This is a genomic window from Oceanicoccus sp. (assembly GCF_029238675.1).
In the GTDB taxonomy this organism is placed as follows: domain Bacteria; phylum Pseudomonadota; class Gammaproteobacteria; order Pseudomonadales; family Dasaniaceae; genus Oceanicoccus.
In genome coordinates, this window is sequence record NZ_JAQWFR010000028.1 from 103493 (window position 1) to 120162 (window position 16670).

13 protein-coding genes and 3 tRNA genes are annotated in these 16670 nt (G+C 48.4%); 8 read left to right on the forward strand and 8 right to left on the reverse strand.

The window, feature by feature from the left end; genetic code table 11:
• Window positions 1-33 precede the first annotated feature (33 nt).
• A complete protein-coding gene (locus tag P8H32_RS10015; protein ID WP_301089310.1) occupies window positions 34-1644 on the forward strand; it encodes an ABC-F family ATPase in 1611 nt (536 codons plus the stop codon).
• A gap of 30 nt (window positions 1645-1674) precedes the next feature.
• On the opposite strand, the gene P8H32_RS10020 is transcribed toward P8H32_RS10015, so the two are convergent.
• Window positions 1675-2145 carry an Lrp/AsnC family transcriptional regulator gene (locus P8H32_RS10020; protein WP_297290869.1) on the reverse strand — a complete coding sequence of 157 codons (471 nt, stop codon included), beginning with the start codon at window positions 2143-2145 and terminating at the stop codon, window positions 1675-1677.
• A 244-nt stretch (window positions 2146-2389) separates the two neighbouring features.
• On the opposite strand from P8H32_RS10020, the gene leuA reads away from it, so the two are divergent.
• Complete coding sequence (gene leuA, locus P8H32_RS10025; RefSeq protein WP_301089311.1) at window positions 2390-4072, forward strand: 2-isopropylmalate synthase; 1683 nt, start codon at window positions 2390-2392, stop codon at window positions 4070-4072.
• 95 nt (window positions 4073-4167) lie between these two features.
• Here the strand turns inward: leuA and folD are convergent, their stop codons facing one another.
• A complete protein-coding gene (gene folD / locus P8H32_RS10030) occupies window positions 4168-5013 on the reverse strand; it encodes a bifunctional methylenetetrahydrofolate dehydrogenase/methenyltetrahydrofolate cyclohydrolase FolD (RefSeq protein WP_297290871.1) in 846 nt (281 codons plus the stop codon).
• Between the two features lie 181 nt (window positions 5014-5194).
• Here folD and P8H32_RS10035 point away from each other — a divergent pair.
• The 5 genes from P8H32_RS10035 (at window position 5195) to P8H32_RS10055 (ending at window position 8370) form a co-directional block, all read left to right on the forward strand.
• Window positions 5195-5271 (forward strand) — tRNA-Pro (locus tag P8H32_RS10035).
• A 59-nt stretch (window positions 5272-5330) separates the two neighbouring features.
• Window positions 5331-5406, forward strand: a tRNA-His gene (locus P8H32_RS10040).
• A gap of 72 nt (window positions 5407-5478) precedes the next feature.
• Window positions 5479-5555: transfer RNA gene (locus tag P8H32_RS10045), tRNA-Arg, on the forward strand.
• A gap of 87 nt (window positions 5556-5642) precedes the next feature.
• On the forward strand, window positions 5643-7076 hold the full coding sequence (locus tag P8H32_RS10050) for an MATE family efflux transporter (protein WP_301089312.1): 1434 nt from the start codon (window positions 5643-5645) through the stop codon (window positions 7074-7076).
• A 112-nt stretch (window positions 7077-7188) separates the two neighbouring features.
• Window positions 7189-8370 (forward strand): thiolase family protein, encoded by a 1182-nt coding sequence (locus tag P8H32_RS10055; RefSeq protein WP_297290943.1) that lies wholly within the window; start codon window positions 7189-7191, stop codon window positions 8368-8370.
• 74 nt (window positions 8371-8444) lie between these two features.
• Here the strand turns inward: P8H32_RS10055 and P8H32_RS10060 are convergent, their stop codons facing one another.
• The gene (locus P8H32_RS10060; RefSeq protein WP_297290944.1) at window positions 8445-9257 is read right to left on the reverse strand and encodes an alpha/beta fold hydrolase; all 813 of its coding nucleotides are present in this window, start codon (window positions 9255-9257) and stop codon (window positions 8445-8447) included.
• 94 nt (window positions 9258-9351) lie between these two features.
• Between P8H32_RS10060 and P8H32_RS10065 the strand changes: the two genes are divergently transcribed.
• On the forward strand, window positions 9352-10134 hold the full coding sequence (locus P8H32_RS10065) for a hypothetical protein (protein ID WP_297290945.1): 783 nt from the start codon (window positions 9352-9354) through the stop codon (window positions 10132-10134).
• Between the two features lie 5 nt (window positions 10135-10139).
• On the opposite strand, the gene P8H32_RS10070 is transcribed toward P8H32_RS10065, so the two are convergent.
• The 5 genes from P8H32_RS10070 to P8H32_RS10090 all read right to left on the reverse strand — a co-directional run bounded on the left by P8H32_RS10070 (window position 10140) and on the right by P8H32_RS10090 (window position 16656).
• A complete protein-coding gene (locus P8H32_RS10070) occupies window positions 10140-11654 on the reverse strand; it encodes a malonyl-CoA synthase (protein ID WP_301089313.1) in 1515 nt (504 codons plus the stop codon).
• Between the two features lie 13 nt (window positions 11655-11667).
• Window positions 11668-12456, reverse strand: a complete 789-nt coding sequence (locus P8H32_RS10075) for a class II aldolase/adducin family protein (RefSeq protein WP_297291237.1) — start codon at window positions 12454-12456, stop codon at window positions 11668-11670.
• A gap of 165 nt (window positions 12457-12621) precedes the next feature.
• Window positions 12622-13395 carry a glucosaminidase domain-containing protein gene (locus tag P8H32_RS10080; RefSeq protein WP_301089314.1) on the reverse strand — a complete coding sequence of 258 codons (774 nt, stop codon included), beginning with the start codon at window positions 13393-13395 and terminating at the stop codon, window positions 12622-12624.
• Between the two features lie 61 nt (window positions 13396-13456).
• Window positions 13457-15949 (reverse strand): FtsX-like permease family protein, encoded by a 2493-nt coding sequence (locus P8H32_RS10085; RefSeq protein ID WP_301089315.1) that lies wholly within the window; start codon window positions 15947-15949, stop codon window positions 13457-13459.
• Window positions 15949-16656, reverse strand: coding sequence for an ABC transporter ATP-binding protein (locus tag P8H32_RS10090; RefSeq protein ID WP_297291595.1), 708 nt, complete (start codon window positions 16654-16656; stop codon window positions 15949-15951). The genes P8H32_RS10085 and P8H32_RS10090 overlap by 1 nt, the downstream gene beginning before the upstream one ends.
• Between the last annotated feature and the right edge of the window lie 14 nt (window positions 16657-16670).

Sequence of the window (16670 nt, forward strand, 5' to 3'; positions counted from 1 at the left end):
TGCTCTATTATTGTTAAACTCAGGACTGCCCTTTTGATCTCTACTGCAAATATCACCATGCAATTTGGCGCCAAGCCGTTGTTTGAAAATATCTCTGTTAAATTTAGCAATGGCAATCGCTATGGGCTAATTGGCGCTAACGGTTGCGGTAAGTCGACCTTTATGAAAATCCTCGATGGCAGCCTTTCACCCAGTATGGGCAATGTCACCGTTACTCCTAATGAGCGTATCGGTAAACTCTCCCAGGACCAGTTTGCGTTTGAACAATACAGCGTGGTTGATACGGTGATTATGGGGCACATGGAACTATGGGCAGTAAAACAGGAGCGTGATCGTATCTATGCCCTGCCAGAAATGTCAGAAGAAGACGGCATGAAAGCTGCCGAGCTGGAAATCCAATTTGCAGAAATGGATGGCTATAGCGCCGAAAGCCGCGCCGGTGAAATTTTAGCGGGCGCCGGTATCGAGCAGGAACTGCACTACGGTTTAATGAGCGAAGTAGCCCCTGGTTGGAAGCTGCGAGTCTTATTGGCCCAGGCTCTGTTTTCTGATCCGGATATTTTGCTACTGGACGAACCCACCAATAACCTGGATATCGACACCATACGCTGGCTCGAAGAAACTTTAAACGAGCGTAAAAGCACCATGATTATTATTTCCCACGATCGCCACTTCCTGAATTCGGTTTGCACCCATATGGCGGATATTGATTATGGAGAGCTAAGAGTTTACCCCGGCAACTACGATGATTTTATGACCGCTTCAACCCAGGCCCGCGAACGCCTGCATAATGAAAACGCCAAAAAGTCCGCACAAATTGCTGACCTGCAACAATTTGTTAGTCGCTTCTCAGCTAACGCCTCTAAAGCCAAGCAGGCAACATCCCGTGCCAAACAGTTGGAAAAAATCAAACTGGAAGATATTAAACCTTCCAGTCGCGTCACGCCCTACATCCGCTTTAAACAGGATAAAAAGCTACACCGGCAATCACTGATTCTGGAAAAGCTGGGGCACGGCTTTGATGAAGGCCCGCTATTTAAAAACGGCAACATTATTTTAGAAGCCGGCGCCAAACTGGCAGTCATTGGTGAAAACGGTGCAGGTAAAACCACCCTGCTGCGCAACCTGATGAACGAGCTCACCCCGGATCACGGCAGAATCCAATGGGCAGAAAACGCTACCCTGGGTTATTGCCCCCAGGATAGCACTGAAGATTTTGACTGTGATTTAAATCTGTTTGACTGGATGAGCCAGTGGCGTAAAGCCAGCCACGATGACCAGATTGTTCGTGCCACTTTAGGCCGCTTATTGTTTTCGTCAGATGATTTTAAAAAGAAGGTAAAGGTTTGTTCCGGTGGTGAGAAAAATCGCCTGCTATTTGGCAAGCTAATGATGATGGATACTAATGTGCTGTTAATGGATGAGCCCACTAACCATTTGGATATGGAATCCATAGAGGCTTTAAACCTGGCACTGGAACATTATGAAGGGACGCTAATCTTTGTTAGTCATGACCGTGAGTTTGTTTCGTCACTGGCCACGCGCATTGTTGAAATTACAGACCAGCAACTTATTGATTTCCAGGGCAGCTATGAAGAATATCTAGCCAGCCAGGAACAAGCGGAACGGGTCGCCGGCCACTAAGACATAAGCTCTTTGATGGTGACCTGGTTATCACTCAAGCGGCAATTCAGTCTTATCCAGTACTTTTCGCAATACAAAGCTGGAATGCACCCCGGTAACACCTTCCAGATTGGTCAATCGGCCCAGTAAAAACTGTTCATAGTGGCGCATATCCTTTACCACCACCTTGAGCAGGAAGTCCGCCGCCTGGCCCGTCACTATGCTGCACTCCAGCACCTCGGCAAAGGTGGCGACTTTTTCCTCGAATTTTTCAAAACGCTCCGGAGTATGGCGGTCCATGGTGATACTCACCATCGCTGTCAGGTTCAGGCCCAGTGCTTCGGCATTTAATAAGGTGACATGCCGGTCTACAATCCCCGATTCTTCCAGCCGCTTAACTCGCCGGGCACAGGGTGTGGGTGATAAACCCACCTTATCCGCCAGCTCCAGATTGGTGATACGGCCATTGTGCTGCATCAGGCTTAAGATATGCTTATCGATTCGGTCTAACTGTATATTCATAGGGATTTGTACCATGCCAAAACAATCAAAAGATTAGAATCTCTAAATAATAGCAATATATGAGTTATAGTCACTATATTTTTTACTATATCGAGTATCTTTGCAGCAATTCACTCACCCTACCCCGTTACAATCGCCTCTCAACCGCAGGCAGACTAATCTCACAAGGGTTATGTGCTATTGCTCCACAAGAGCTGCCACTGCCTGCAGTTGTTTTACAACAGCTAATATCAGGACCGTGGCCATGAACCCCTTTGATCATCGCAAATACCAAGCCTTCCCCCCTATTCAATTACCCAACCGCCGCTGGCCCAGCCAGCAAATCCAACAGGCCCCGCGCTGGTGCAGTGTGGACCTAAGGGATGGCAATCAGGCGCTGATCGAGCCAATGAACCCCACCCAGAAAATGGCGCTATTTAAACTGTTGGTTGAAGTGGGCTTCAAGGAGATTGAAGTGGGATTTCCCGCCGCCTCCCAGACCGACTTCGATTTTGTGCGCCAGATTATTGAGCAGGACCTGATTCCTGAAGATGTCACCATCCAGGTGTTAACACAGGCACGGCAAGAACTGATTCAACGCAGTTTCGAAGCCTTAAAGGGCGCTCGGCAAGCCATTATGCACCTGTATAACTCCACCTCCACGGTGCAACGGGAACAGGTATTCGCCAAAAGCAAAGATGAAATCAAGGCGATTGCCGTGCAAGGTGCCCGATGGGTGCAGCAGTACGCTGATCAGCAAACAGAAACCGACTGGACTTTCGAATACTCCCCGGAGAGTTTTACCGGAACCGAGCTGGAGTATGCTGTTGAGGTCTGTGATGCGGTTAATCAGGTATGGCGGCCTACCCGGGAAAAACCGGTGATTATTAACCTGCCCGCCACCGTAGAAGTGGCTACCCCTAATGTCTACGCCGATCAAATTGAGTGGATGGGCGACCATATTCAATATCGGGATGCCGTTATTATCAGCTTGCACACCCATAATGACCGAGGTTGCGGTGTGGCCGCTGCCGAGCTGGGTGTTATGGCTGGCGCCGACCGTGTTGAAGGGACTTTATTAGGCAATGGCGAGCGCACAGGCAATATGGATATCGTCACCATGGCAATGAACCTTTACAGCCAGGGCATTGACCCTGCATTGGATTTATCCAATATGGATAAGATTATCCAGACAGTGACCGAGTGTACCCAACTACCTGTTCATCCCCGCCATCCTTATGCCGGTGAACTGGTGTTCACCGCCTTTTCCGGCAGTCATCAGGATGCGATTAAAAAGTGTTTGCAACGTTACACGCCAAATGACTGCTGGCAGGTGGCCTATTTGCCAATAGACCCTGCGGATCTGGGTCGCAGTTACCAGGAAGTTATTCGTATCAATAGTCAGTCAGGCAAAGGCGGTATCGCCTATATTCTGGAACAGGACTACGGCCTGCAAATGCCTCGCTGGCTTCAGGTGGATTTTAGCCAGCATGTGCAGCACTATGCCGAGACCGAGTCAGCGGAAGTCTCCCCTGCTACTATCTATAGTATTTTTGAGCAAAGCTATATTGAGCGCAAAGAACCAGTGCAATTGGCAGGCTACCAAATTAGCCGCCAGCAGGAGCAGGATCAGTTAAGCGCCACACTTCATATTAACGACCAGGCCACCTTAATTAGCGGCAACGGCCAGGGCGTACTGGATGCCTTTACCAGCGCTTTAAACCATCAACTGGGTCATAACATGGTGCTGGTAGATTATTCTGAGCACACGTTGGGTGACAATGAACGCTCCGAAGCGATTGCCTATATTCAATTAAATATCAATAACCAGCGTTACTGCGGTGTCGGTAAAAGCAAGGACATTATAGAAGCCAGCCTGCAAGCAGTGTTAAGTGCGGTGAATAGCTCAATGCCTGCACTCGAAGCAAGAAATGTCGTTCCCGCGTAGGCGGGAACCCAGTGCTGTAGATTTCCGCTCTAGCGGAAATAACAGCATAAGCATGCAGGCTGGATTCCCGCCTTCGCGGGAATGACGGGAGTTAGTTAACCCAGCGACTTCTCACCAGAAGCTACCGATTGGAAAATCAGGGTATTAATAGTCATTGGACCAACACCACCGGGCACCGGGGTATATGCTGCACAGCGGTCAATGACGCCAGCCAATTCAATATCACCGACACCACCGGGGTGATAGCCAGCATCAACCACTACCGCACCATCTTTAATCCACTCACTTTTAATAAACTCGGGACGTCCTACTGCACCGACAATAATATCGGCCTGTTTAATCAGGTCTGGCAGGTTTTGGGTGCGAGAGTGACAGGTCGTCACAGTAGCATTGGCTTCCAGCAGCATGGCTGACATAGGCTTACCTAAAATCGGGCTGCGACCAACAACCACGGCATGCTTGCCTTCAATCTCAATCTTATAGTGCTCAAGAATTCGCATAATCCCTTTAGGGGTGGCACAGCCATAAGCTTCTTCGCCCATCGCCATACGGCCGTAACCGAGGCAGGTCACGCCATCCACATCTTTCTCTAAAGCAATAGCATCAAAACAAGCACGCTCATCAATTTGCCCAGGCACAGGGTGCTGTAACAAAATGCCGTGAACGTCAGGGTTTTTATTCAGCTCATTGATTTTGGCCAACAATTGCTCAGTGGTAGTTTCTTCACCCAACTCTACCGCCATAGACTCCATACCAATACGGCGGCAAGCATTGCCTTTCATCTTAACGTAAGTTGCCGAAGCCGGGTCGGCCCCCACCAAAATCGTCGCCAAAATCGGGGTTTTGCCACCGGATTTTTCCTTCAGGCCAGCCACCCGCTCACTGAGTTGTTGTTCCCATTGTGTCGCCAACGCCTTACCGTCTAGTACCAGTGCAGACATGCTCGCTATACTCCTGATTTCAGTAGAAAAAGATGGCGCATTCTCTCATGCTCACGGCCTGAGTAAAATAGCCTGGTGCCGCTAAATTATGGGTGATTTAGCGTTGACGAGAGCCTATAGCATGAGTATTATGCGCACCTCGTTTGACGCAGCCTCTTTTGTTGGCTGCACTCAAGCATTTCGGGGTATAGCGCAGTCTGGTAGCGCGCCTGCTTTGGGAGCAGGATGTCGGGAGTTCGAATCTCTCTACCCCGACCAATTTCCAATATCAAACCCAGCCTGGCTAACACTGCGGTTTGATGTGATAAAAGTTTGTGGTGGGCGTAGCTCAGTTGGTAGAGCGCCGGATTGTGATTCCGGTGGTCGTGGGTTCAATCCCCATCGTTCACCCCATTATTCTTAAAGCTAGAAAAAAGGCTTACAGCCAACACTGTAAGCCTTTTTTGTTTTAGTATTAAGCTTAATGCGCCCGTAGCTCAGCTGGATAGAGCATCCGCCTTCTAAGCGGATGGTCACAGGTTCGAATCCTGTCGGGCGCGCCATATCCCAAAAGCCTCGGCCAATAGGTCGGGGCTTTTTTATAGGGCTCCTGCGCAGGGACGAAAAAGTGTTTAGAATAAGCAGACCCGTTGATCAGGGTCTGCCCATCGTCAGCAAAACACACACAGCAGGTAATCACTATCGCTACTAGCAATCAGACCGATGCGCTGCACGGTCCTATTTTACCCACCTTTTTCCGCTATCTGTTGCCCTCGTTGGTTGGTCTGCTGGCAATGACTTCAGCCACACTGATTGACGGTGTGTTTATTGGCAACTTTGTGGGTGTTGAAGCGCTTGCCGCGGTAAATCTGTTAATACCCATTATGTCGATTCTGTTTGGGGTCGGCCTTATGTTGGCTACCGGCGGCTCTGTGCGCGGTGGCAAATATCTGGGTGAAGACAATCTATCCGCCGCTTCGGCAATTTTTAGTAAAACCTTAATCACTGCCTGTATTTATGGCGTTTCGGTTATGTTATTGGGGCTAGTGTTTGAAGCAAAGCTTTTTAACCTGCTGGGGGCCTCACCGGATTTATTTCCCCTGATGAGTGAATACTATCGCATTGTATTACTGTTTTTTGGCGCGCACATGCTCTGTGTTGTTTTGTATTTTTTTATCAAACTGGATGGCCAGCCGGGGTTAACGGCCATGGCACTGGTAGCCGGGTCGGTATTAAATATTGTGCTTGATTACTGGTTTATTGTGGTTGAGGGCTGGGGTCTATATGGGGCCGCACTGGCCACGGGGTTATCACAACTTATTTCGCTGGTGATTTACCTGAGTTATTTTTTTACTAAAAAACGTAACTTACGATTTAGTTTGAGACAGCCTCATTGGGGCGAAATTATCCATGCTGCCTATAATGGCTTGTCTGAATTTATTAATAATATTTCAGCGGGTATTATTGCCGCAATTTTTAATTGGATGCTAATTCAAAGAGCCGGTGTGGATGGTGTAGCGGCAATTACCGTAGTGAATTATTTGCTGATGATTGGCTATATGGTGTTTTTTGCCATCGGTGATACCTGCCAGGTTATGCTAAGCCAAAACTTTGGAGCGAATAACCCACGGCGGATGAATAAATTTTTAAGGCTGGCGGGCTGGCTTGTTTTTACAGTTAGTTTTTCCTGTATTACGGTATTGCTGACTCAGAATAAAACCTTGATCTTAATGTTTGTCGATAATAATAATTCCGACAAGACTATTGCCCTGGCACAGGTTTTTGTCACCTATTTATGGCCTGCGTTTATTTTTGTGGGTATTAATATTTTATTGTCCTGCTATTTAACGGCGGTTCACTTACCCTTTCAGTCTGGGGTAGTGGCACTGTGTCGCAGCCTGGTGTTACCGGCGGTATTGCTTATCGTTTTTTATCCGTTGGTAGAGGATTATCGTTTTATCCTGGCGCTACCCAGCGCTGAAGCCCTCACCTTTGGGCTGGCGCTTTGGTATTTTATCCGTCACCGGCCGAAAAAGATGACTGCCGCCCAGGACAAACGAACCTCGGCTCCTCAGCGGCTGTGACGCCCACCAAAAAACTTGTATATAAAAGCCCTCTATGGCCTAATTATGCCGCAAATTTTACTGAGCCAATGGATACATTCTGGCCCATTCCGACCATTCCCAGGAAATCAATATGTCGAAAGATTCTGTAGTTATTGTAAGTGGCGCCCGTACACCTGTGGGCGGTTTAAATGGCAGCTTAAGTGACGCCACTGCCGTGGATTTAGCTAGCACCGCCATCCGTGCTGCGGTTGAACGCTCTGGCGTTGCCGGTGAAGATATTGAACAAGTCGTGATGGGCTGTGTACTGCAAGCCGGCGTTAAGCAAAGTCCCGCTCGGCAAGCCTTGATTTATGCAGGGCTACCCCAAGCTACCGGTGCTGCTACCGTTAACAAAGTCTGCGGTTCCGGCATGCAGGCCACTATTCATGTCCACGATATGATTAAAGCGGGCACGGCTAAAATCGCCCTGGCTGGCGGTATGGAAAGCATGAGCAACGCACCCCATCTTCTACCGGGTGCCCGCAGCGGTATCGGTACCGGTGATAAAACTATCTACGATCATATGTTCCTCGACGGCTTATCAGATGCTTATACCGGCGATGCGATGGGCGCGTTCGCCCAGAAAACCGCCGACGATAACAATATCACCCGTGAGGCCATGGATGAGTTTGCGATTGAGTCACTGACCCGCGCCCAAAAAGCGATTGACGATGGTTCATTAAAAGAAGAAATAGTGCCTGTCACCGTCAAAACCCGCCGAAGCGAAACGGTGGTTGAAGACGACGAGCAGCCAGGCAAAGCGAGGCTCGATAAAATCCCCAGCCTGCGTCCCGCTTTCGCTAAAGACGGTACTATTACTGCTGCTAACGCCAGTTCTATCTCTGATGGTGCTTCAGCATTAGTGTTAATGCTAGAGTCAGAAGCCAATGCTCGTGGCTTAAAACCACTTGCACGTATTGTTGCTCACTCCAGTAATTCTCATGAGCCTGAGCTATTTACTACGGCGCCTATCGGTTCTATTAAAAAAGTACTGGCCAAAGCTGGCTGGGAAAAAGACGATGTGGACTTATGGGAAATCAATGAAGCCTTTGCCATGGTCACCATGCTGGCAATACAGGGCCTGGGGCTTGATCACGCCAAAGTGAATGTTCATGGCGGCGCCTGTGCCCAGGGTCACCCGATTGGTTCTACCGGTTCCAGAGTTATTGTTACCTTAATGCATGCCCTGCATAAATATGGCAAGAAGAAAGGGGTTGCCTCCCTGTGTATTGGTGGCGGTGAAGCTCTGTCTGTTGCTATTGAAGTTATTTAAGCTCCCTCGTCATTCCCGCGCAGGCGGGAATCCAGCCTGCATGCTTATGCTGTTATTTCCGCCAAGGCGGAAATCTACAGTTCTGGACCCCCGCCTGCGTGGGGATGACGTGTTTTGTTCAACAAAAACTGTTTAACCACATTATTAAACGCCACTGGCTTTTCAGCATGCAGCCAATGACCGGCATTCTGGATAACTTTTAGTTGCGCCTGTGGAAACAGACTTTCAATGGCTTCCCTGTGGTTGCTTTGGATATAAGCCGACAGCTCACCCTTAATAAACAACGTAGGTCCGTTAAAGGGTTTATCCGATGTTAATGCTTGACGGATATCGTCATAACACCGCTCAATAGCCGCCGTATTCAAACGCCAATCAAACTGCCCCGCCTCGTTTTTATACAAACTCTTTAATAGAAATAAGCGTACACCATCTTCTTCGATATGCTGCTGTAAGATATGTTCAGCATCTTGCCGGGAAGCAAGTCTGTGCAGGTCAATCGCATTGATACCCGCAAATACCTCATTATGATTGCCGTCATAATAGACAGGAGCAATATCCGCCACTACCAGGCTTGCTACTCGCCCAGGAGCCATTAAAGCCACTTGCATAGCGACCTTGCCACCGAGGGAATGACCTAACAGATGGACTTGACCAAGTCCCTTCTTGCCCATAAAAGCCAGCACATCGGCAGCCATGTCTTCGAAGCGCATGGAATCAGCCCAAAAAGAGCGGCCGTGGTTACGAAGGTCCAGCTGATAGACCGTAAAGTACTCCGATAAAGGCCTGGCAATACTGGCTAAATTATCGCCCATGCCAAACAGGCCATGGAGCAGGATTAACGGCTCGCCCTCACCGCTAAGCTTATGGTGTAAAACAGTGTCTGGCATAGTATTCCCACTGGGTTATGAGTAGTAGAAGCGGCTTCTATTCCGACACAGTGATTGGTAGAATCCAGCATCACTACTTTATAGGAATAAATCTGTGCGTATTATACTGCTTGCTGCTCTGGCTCTCACTCTCTCTTTTGTAGTTTCTTGCAGTAGCTCCGGTGGTTACAATCCCACCGTCTTTGAGTATCGTTACAATCAGGAAAAAATAGCTGCCAAACCGATCAAAAAAGTCATTTTGGCACCGGTCAGCATGGGAATACCTGCCCCATCTTACTTGCGCAAGCGCGAAGGCAAAGTTAAGGCCATGGTGAGAGACTATCTTGAAAGTAATGGTTACGAAATTCTACCCAACTACCATTTTGAAAACGCCTGGAAAAAAGCCAGCCGAACCTACGGCACCGTTTACGATCCCAGCACCGGCAAAATAGATATGAATGCCTGGCGCGGCGCCATGATTACCACCGGCGAATTACTGCGTGAGCAAACCGAGGCCGATGCGATTATTTTTGCCGACTTGTTTGAACATGAAGTACAGCACAGCAATAGCATGAAACACTATGCCCGCTGGTATGGTGTAACCCGTAAGCCGGCATTAAAGGGATCAGGTTCTGGAGTGCCATTAGACTTCAATTGGTCACGTAATATTAAAGCGGCCTCTTTAATGGTCACTATTTACGATATCAATTTAACGCCAGTTTTCTCAAGCCGGGGCGGCATTGATACTTTGTATGCCGTAGACTTAAAACGTTCTACCCCGGCCTTTGTTCGACGCAAATCACTATTAAAGAGTGAAGGCCATATTGAAGAAGGTATTCAGCTGGCCTTCCATCCCTTTATCATCATGGAAGATTACCCCGGGAAAGAAGAGGAATGACGGGGTTATCTGGAAGTGACGCCAGAAAACATTTCCCGCAAACTATTCTTCTGCACCTTGCCCATGTTATTACGTGGCAGCTCCGTTAAAAAATACACATGCCTTGGCACTTTGTAAGCCGCTAATTTTTCTTTTGCTGAAGTAATAACCGCGACAGAATCCAGCGCCCTATCCGCCACTATAGCTACCGCTACCGCCTCACCAAAATCCGCATCAGCCACACCAAATACAGCGGATTCCTTGACTCCCTCGATAGCATCAATCACCAATTCCACTTCTTTAGGGTAGACGTTGTAACCGCCGCTAATCACCATATCCTTAGTACGACCTACAATAGAGATATAACCATCGGCACTGATTACGCCCTGGTCACCGGTAATAAAAAAACCATCCTCGGTAAATTCCTGAGCGGTTTTTTCTGGCATCTTCCAATAGCCTTGAAAAATATTAGGACCTTTAACTTGTATAGAACCCACGTCGCCTATAGCAACCGCTTGATTATCTGCGTCAACAAGACGCACTGTGATACCAGGTAAAGGTAAACCTACCGTCCCCGCTCTACGCTCCCCCTGTAAAGGGTTAGAAATCAGCATACTGGTTTCAGACATACCATAACGCTCCAAAATCCTATGGCCGGTACGCTGTTCAAATGCCTGATGCGTCGTAGCCAGTAAAGGCGCTGAACCGGAAATAAACAGGCGCATGGCTGAACATTGCCCGGCAGAAAAATCGCCAGTGGCTAACAGGCGCGTATAAAAAGTAGGTACACCCATCATTACCGTTGCCTTAGGTAATTGCGTTATTACGTCCTCAACATTAAACGAGGGCATAAAAATCATCGAGGCCCCTGCCGCCAGCACGCAATGGCAGGCAACAAACAATCCATGCACATGAAAAATCGGCAAGGCATGCAGTAGCACATCGTCCTGATTCCAACCCCAATAATCATGCAGCATCAGGGCATTGGCCGCCAGGTTGCCATGACTTAACATCGCCCCCTTGGGTCTGCCGGTGGTCCCTGAGGTATATAAAATAGCCGCTAAATCATCTGCGCCAGAGATAACATTATCAAAATACGGAGATGACGAGGCGCTGCGTTCAAACAGACTACCGCCACCCATCGCGTCCAGAGTCTCAAATAGTGCGGACTGCTGTTGCGCCAAAGGCTGGCAATAACTTTGATCAGCAGGATCCGCAATCACCAGGCTGGGGTTAGCGTCACTAAAAAAGTACTTTAATTCCGCTTCGGTATAACCGGTATTCAAAGGCAAATAAATAAAACCTGCACGAAGACAGGCAAGATACACCATTAACGCCTCAGAAGATTTTTTAACTTGTACCGCCACGCGATCACCGGTGCTTAAACCCAAACCGCAAAGATAATTGGCCAATTGAGCTGAGCAATGTTCCATTTGTGAATAGCTTAACTGGCCGCCCGTTGGGTGAACAATAAACGGCTGATTGCCATTCGCTGGAAAGCGCTGGCTTAGTACTTCATAGAGATTGTGATTAGTGGTCAAACCGTAGCATCCGTTAATCAAACATATCCGGCTGTTCAGCCATAATGACATTAAATAAAGGCTGGAAACTAAACCAACCGGCAAGGGCGCTACCCACTAAGTCGGCGGTTTGCTGGGCGCTATCCGGGTTTATCAATTTAGGAGTGCCTGCCGCCTCCGCCAGCAACTGTGCCTGGCAACTGCGCTCCATGGTAATAAACCACCAGGCCGCCGCTTCAACGGTATCTGCCACAGTTAGCAAGCCATGGTTCTGTAGAATACAGGCCTTTTTGTCACCCAAAGCCGCAGCTATACGGTCTCCCTCGCTTAGGTCCAGTACCACACCGGTAAAATCTTCAAACACCGCATGATCATTATAAAAGGCGCAGGCATCCTGGGTGATAGGATCTAACAAGCGCCCTAAGGTTGACCAGCTCTTGCCATAAATCGAATGGGAGTGAGCCGCGGCAGTGACATCAGGGCGATGCTCATGGATTTTTGAGTGGATGGTAAACGCAGCACCATTGAGCAGCCCTTCACCCTCTATCACCTCACCCAGATGGTTCACCAACAATAACTGCGACATTTTAATTTGCTTAAACGAAACCCCCAACGGGTTAACCCAAAAATGATCAGGACGCTCAGGATCGCGAACGGTGATATGCCCAGCCAAGCCTTCATCAAAACCAAACTTGCCAAACAGCCTGAACGCAGCCGTCAAACGCTGCTTGCAGTGCAGTCGCTCTGCGGCTGGATTATCAAAGGTTTCCGGGCCAAAGTTATTGGATCGGTTCATTACAATATCGCTAGTAATATCAGTCATAATTTTTATACCTGTTCTTCTCTATTAATAAGAAGCTAGCTGACGAAGCTTGATAATCCAGATAGGCCAACTGCAGGACAACCAGGAATTTATTGCCTGTATTATTCGCCTACCTACAGCGACAACAACTCCGCCGGGAAGCCCGCATTACTTAGCCTATGCTTACTACTCAAGGTTATTGATCCTGATCATCTGCTGCAATTCATCCACATAGGCCTCACCGCGACTGGAATACCTGAGCAAGCCCTGGGCTAATAAGTTACCAGAAAATAGCTTATCCTGATTTCGCTTACTGGCCCTCAGGGCGCGCAATTCACGGTAGGCTTGGTTGGTATTAAGGTTATGGATATAGCTTTGTACCGACTGCCGTGGGTTGGCAAATCTGGCCACTTCATGGGAGGCATTTGTATCACGACTGCCAGGTACAATCCCGCAACCTTTTTTAAAGCACCACTGGCCAAATAAATTATTGCCCTTAACCGCAAAACGCGATGTCCCCCAAGCTGATTCGTTAGCTGATTGTGATAGCGCCAAAGAAGGTGGAATAGTATCAACCTTGATCAGTAGATCTTCAATCACAGCGGCATAATCAGCAGAGGCATCTTTTATACGATAAAACCCTGCCAACTCTTGCAACCAGTCCTGCTCATCGCGGGTTAAGTTGTCCACCTTATTTTGCAAACTGGCAAGTTCAACTCGCAAAGCCGTTATACGTTGATTTTCCTGCTCGACCAACGGTAAGACAAAAGCGAAGAAGGCTGATTTTTTTTCTTTGACTTGAGTGTATTGACTAAAGTCAGGAAGCGTTGGCTCACCGATAAAAGCCGTTTTGGGTGCCACATCGGGCAGTGAAGTTTTGTCGACGTTTGATACCAAATAAAAACCGATGGCACACGCTAAAAGAACAACAACAAAGAAAACCTGATTATGGCGAGACATTATCTACCGTCCGTTAGAATGAAGTCGCGATGGTACTGAATTTGCCAGTACCGCTCAACTGTTATATCTCCCTCAAGACTTCTACTGGTGGTGTATTAACCACTTTACGGCAAGTGACATAACCGGCGGTGCCTATGAGTATCGCCCCGAATAAGGGACCAACCAACCAGACCCAGGGATGAAAGACATAATCCATACGCAACAGGTATTCTTGCAAGCCATAGACTGACAATTCAGCCGAGAACGCTGCCAGAAAACCAGCCAATAAACCCAGTGAAGAAAATTCAATCACCAGGCTGCCCAAGACTAATTCTCTTTTTGCACCCAGAGTTCTTAAAACAGCGCTTTCCTGATAGCGGCTATCAAGACTGGCCTGCACACTGGCAATCAATACCAATAAGCCGCTGACAATAATTAGACCCAACACTAATTCAACCGCACTACTGACCTGAGTAATAATGCTACGGATTTGCTTAATCACCGAATCCATTTCAATCACAGTAATAGTGGGAAATTCTCGCAGAAACTGATTTAAAAAATGCTTTTGTCCCGACGGTAAATAAAAGCTGGTCATATAAGTAGCGGGATACTGGTTGAGCAAACCAGGGGGAAACAGCATATAGAAATTAGGCTTCATGGTATCCCAATCCAGCTCGCGAATACTGGTGACTGTTACCACCAGGCGCTCACTGCCAATAAGGAATTCCATTTTGTCGCCAGTATTAATTTGCAAACGCTGGGCCAGATTTTTTTCCATGGAGACTTCCGCCGCGGTAGAGCCTTCGCTCCACCACTCCCCTTCCACAATAATATTATCGTTAGGCAAAGTTTTCGACCAGCTTAAGCTCAGTTCACGATCAAGACTATTTTGCGCAGTAGGGTCAGTCCTGCTGGCACGTTTAGCCACAGTTTCATCATTCACTCGGGTTAAGCGGCCCCTTACCATTGGGTAGATGGGCTCAGTTTCCAATTGGTTCGTAGCCAATAGGGTTCGTAGCGAAGTGACTTCGTGTTTGGCAACATTGACCAAAAAATGGTTGGGTGTACCTTCAGGTAGTTGTACCTGCCACTCTTCGATTAAAGAGCTGCGTATCAATGCCAGCAATAACAACAGCATAATGGCCAAAGAAAAAATCACCGACTGCACCGCATTTTGAAAACCGCGACGACGCATGGAAGCAAGGGCCAAACGCCAACTGCTACCCGCCTGCATACCTACCCTGGCAGTGCCCCGCAGTAAATACCAGGCAAACACACCAACAATCACAAAGGTTAAACCAACGCCAGCCAACACCGCCATAGTCAAGGTGAGGTTGCCGCTATACCAGAACATAAGCAGGCCAATGCCGGACACGCCAATGCCGTAGGTAAGCACATTGCCAAGGCCACTATTAGGCAGGTCCCGGCGCAATACGCGCAGTGGTGAAGCTCCCTGTAAACTTAATAACGGCGGTAAAGCAAAAGCCAGCAAACAAACCAATGCCGTGACTGAACCGATAATAAACGGACGCAGGGTAATCTCCGGCGTTGAAGTTACATCAAAATAGTCCTGCAAAATCAGGATAAACATTTCCTGTATTAACCAGCCAAAAGCACAACCAACTAACAAAGCGATCGTAGCGAGTAACAGTAAATTACCGATATAAATTCTCATTACCCGGGCAGAGGTGGCGCCCAGGGATTTCATTATTGCCACATAGTCATAGTGGCGCTCGCTGTAACGCCTGGCGGCAAGCGCAATGGCGATACCCGCAAGCCCTACCCCCAGTGCCCCCGCCAACAGTAAAAATTGCTCTGCCCGCTGCAGGGACTGGGATATTCCAGGTTGGGTATCTTTAAGGTTTAACCATTTATGGGAAGGCTGCATTTGCCCCTTGACCCATTCCCCATAGCGGGATAATGCGTCGGCCTCACCGGCAAAGAGATAGCGATATTCAACAAGACTACCCGGCTGGACAATATCCGTGGCGGGAATATCCGCAATATTCATCAATACACGGGCGCCCAAAACAAAACCATTGCCACCACGGTCCGGTTCATTAACGACAACTTTGCTGATAAGTAGTTTGGCTTCGCCAACATATAGAGCATCGCCAATTTCAAGGTTCATTAAAGGTAATAAACGAGGGTCTAACCACACTTCCCCCCGGGGAGGTGATGCGGTGGTTTTAATACTGCTACCAAAAGCCTCATCACTGACTTCCAACTGCCCTCGCAGCGGATAATGGTTACTAACCGCTTTAACAGAGGTGAGCTGCATGGTGGCATCTACCTCTTCTCCTGCATACACCATTGACTGAAAGCTTAAGATCTCGGCTTGCTGTAAGCCCTCTCTTTCAGCCTGCTGCAGCCAAAGATTATCAACAGGGGCCGGGCTTTGCAGCACTCTATCGGCAGCGAGAAAGCTGCTGCTCTGGGCGACAATACCCTGCTGTAAACGGTCGGCAAATAGTGAAATACCGGTAACAATAGCCACGGCAAGAACAATGGACGACGCTAATATACCGAGCTCACCGCCTCGCCAATCGCGCCATAATAAACGCAAGGCAAACATTAATTTTGGCCCGAAGCTGAAACTACAACACTGGGTTTATTACGCTTATCGGCAACAATTTCACCGCCCTCTAACTGTATGCTGCGCTGGCAGCGATCAGCTAAACGCTGCTCATGGGTAACCAGCACCAGCGTTGCGCCCTCTTCACGATTGAGCTCAAACAATAGGTCAATCACCTGAGTCCCGGTGGCGGTATCCAAATTACCGGTGGGTTCATCGGCAAATAAAATGTGTGGCTGTGAAGCAAAGGCCCGGGCTAAAGCTACCCGCTGCTGCTCACCGCCGGACAGTTGTTTGGGGTAATGATTAAAGCGATGATCAAGGCCAACACGCTGTAGATATTTTTCAGCCAGACCGCGAGCACCCGCCACACCCTTTAACTCGGCGGGCAACATAACATTTTCTAAAGCCGTTAAACTGGGTAACAACTGGAAAGACTGAAAAACAAAACCCACCAAATCCGCGCGGACCGTTGCGCGCTCATCTTCGGTCAAACTGGTAATATCCCTGCCAGCCAGAGTAATAGAACCCTTGCCAGGAACATCCAGCCCTGCCAATAGTCCTAGCAGGGTAGATTTACCGGAACCGGAAGAACCAACAATAGCCAATGTTTCCCCCTGCTTGATTTCCAGATCAATCCCTTTCAATATGCACAGGGAACCTTCGGAGGTTGCTACGGTTTTTTCAATATTTTGTGCGTTTATCATTACAGTCATCTTAA

Excerpts from the sequence above, each read along its gene's own strand:
- P8H32_RS10075 (WP_297291237.1), bottom strand. The coding sequence starts at position 12,456 with ATGACTGATATTACTAGCGATATTGTAATGAACCGATCCAATAACTTT.
- P8H32_RS10055 (WP_297290943.1), top strand. The coding sequence starts at position 7,189 with ATGTCGAAAGATTCTGTAGTTATTGTAAGTGGCGCCCGTACACCTGTG.
- P8H32_RS10080 (WP_301089314.1), bottom strand. The coding sequence starts at position 13,395 with ATGTCTCGCCATAATCAGGTTTTCTTTGTTGTTGTTCTTTTAGCGTGT.
- P8H32_RS10085 (WP_301089315.1), bottom strand. The coding sequence starts at position 15,949 with ATGTTTGCCTTGCGTTTATTATGGCGCGATTGGCGAGGCGGTGAGCTC.
- P8H32_RS10020 (WP_297290869.1), bottom strand. The coding sequence starts at position 2,145 with ATGAATATACAGTTAGACCGAATCGATAAGCATATCTTAAGCCTGATG.
- P8H32_RS10060 (WP_297290944.1), bottom strand. The coding sequence starts at position 9,257 with ATGCCAGACACTGTTTTACACCATAAGCTTAGCGGTGAGGGCGAGCCG.
- P8H32_RS10090 (WP_297291595.1), bottom strand. The coding sequence starts at position 16,656 with ATGATAAACGCACAAAATATTGAAAAAACCGTAGCAACCTCCGAAGGT.
- folD (WP_297290871.1), bottom strand. The coding sequence starts at position 5,013 with ATGTCTGCACTGGTACTAGACGGTAAGGCGTTGGCGACACAATGGGAA.
- leuA (WP_301089311.1), top strand. The coding sequence starts at position 2,390 with ATGAACCCCTTTGATCATCGCAAATACCAAGCCTTCCCCCCTATTCAA.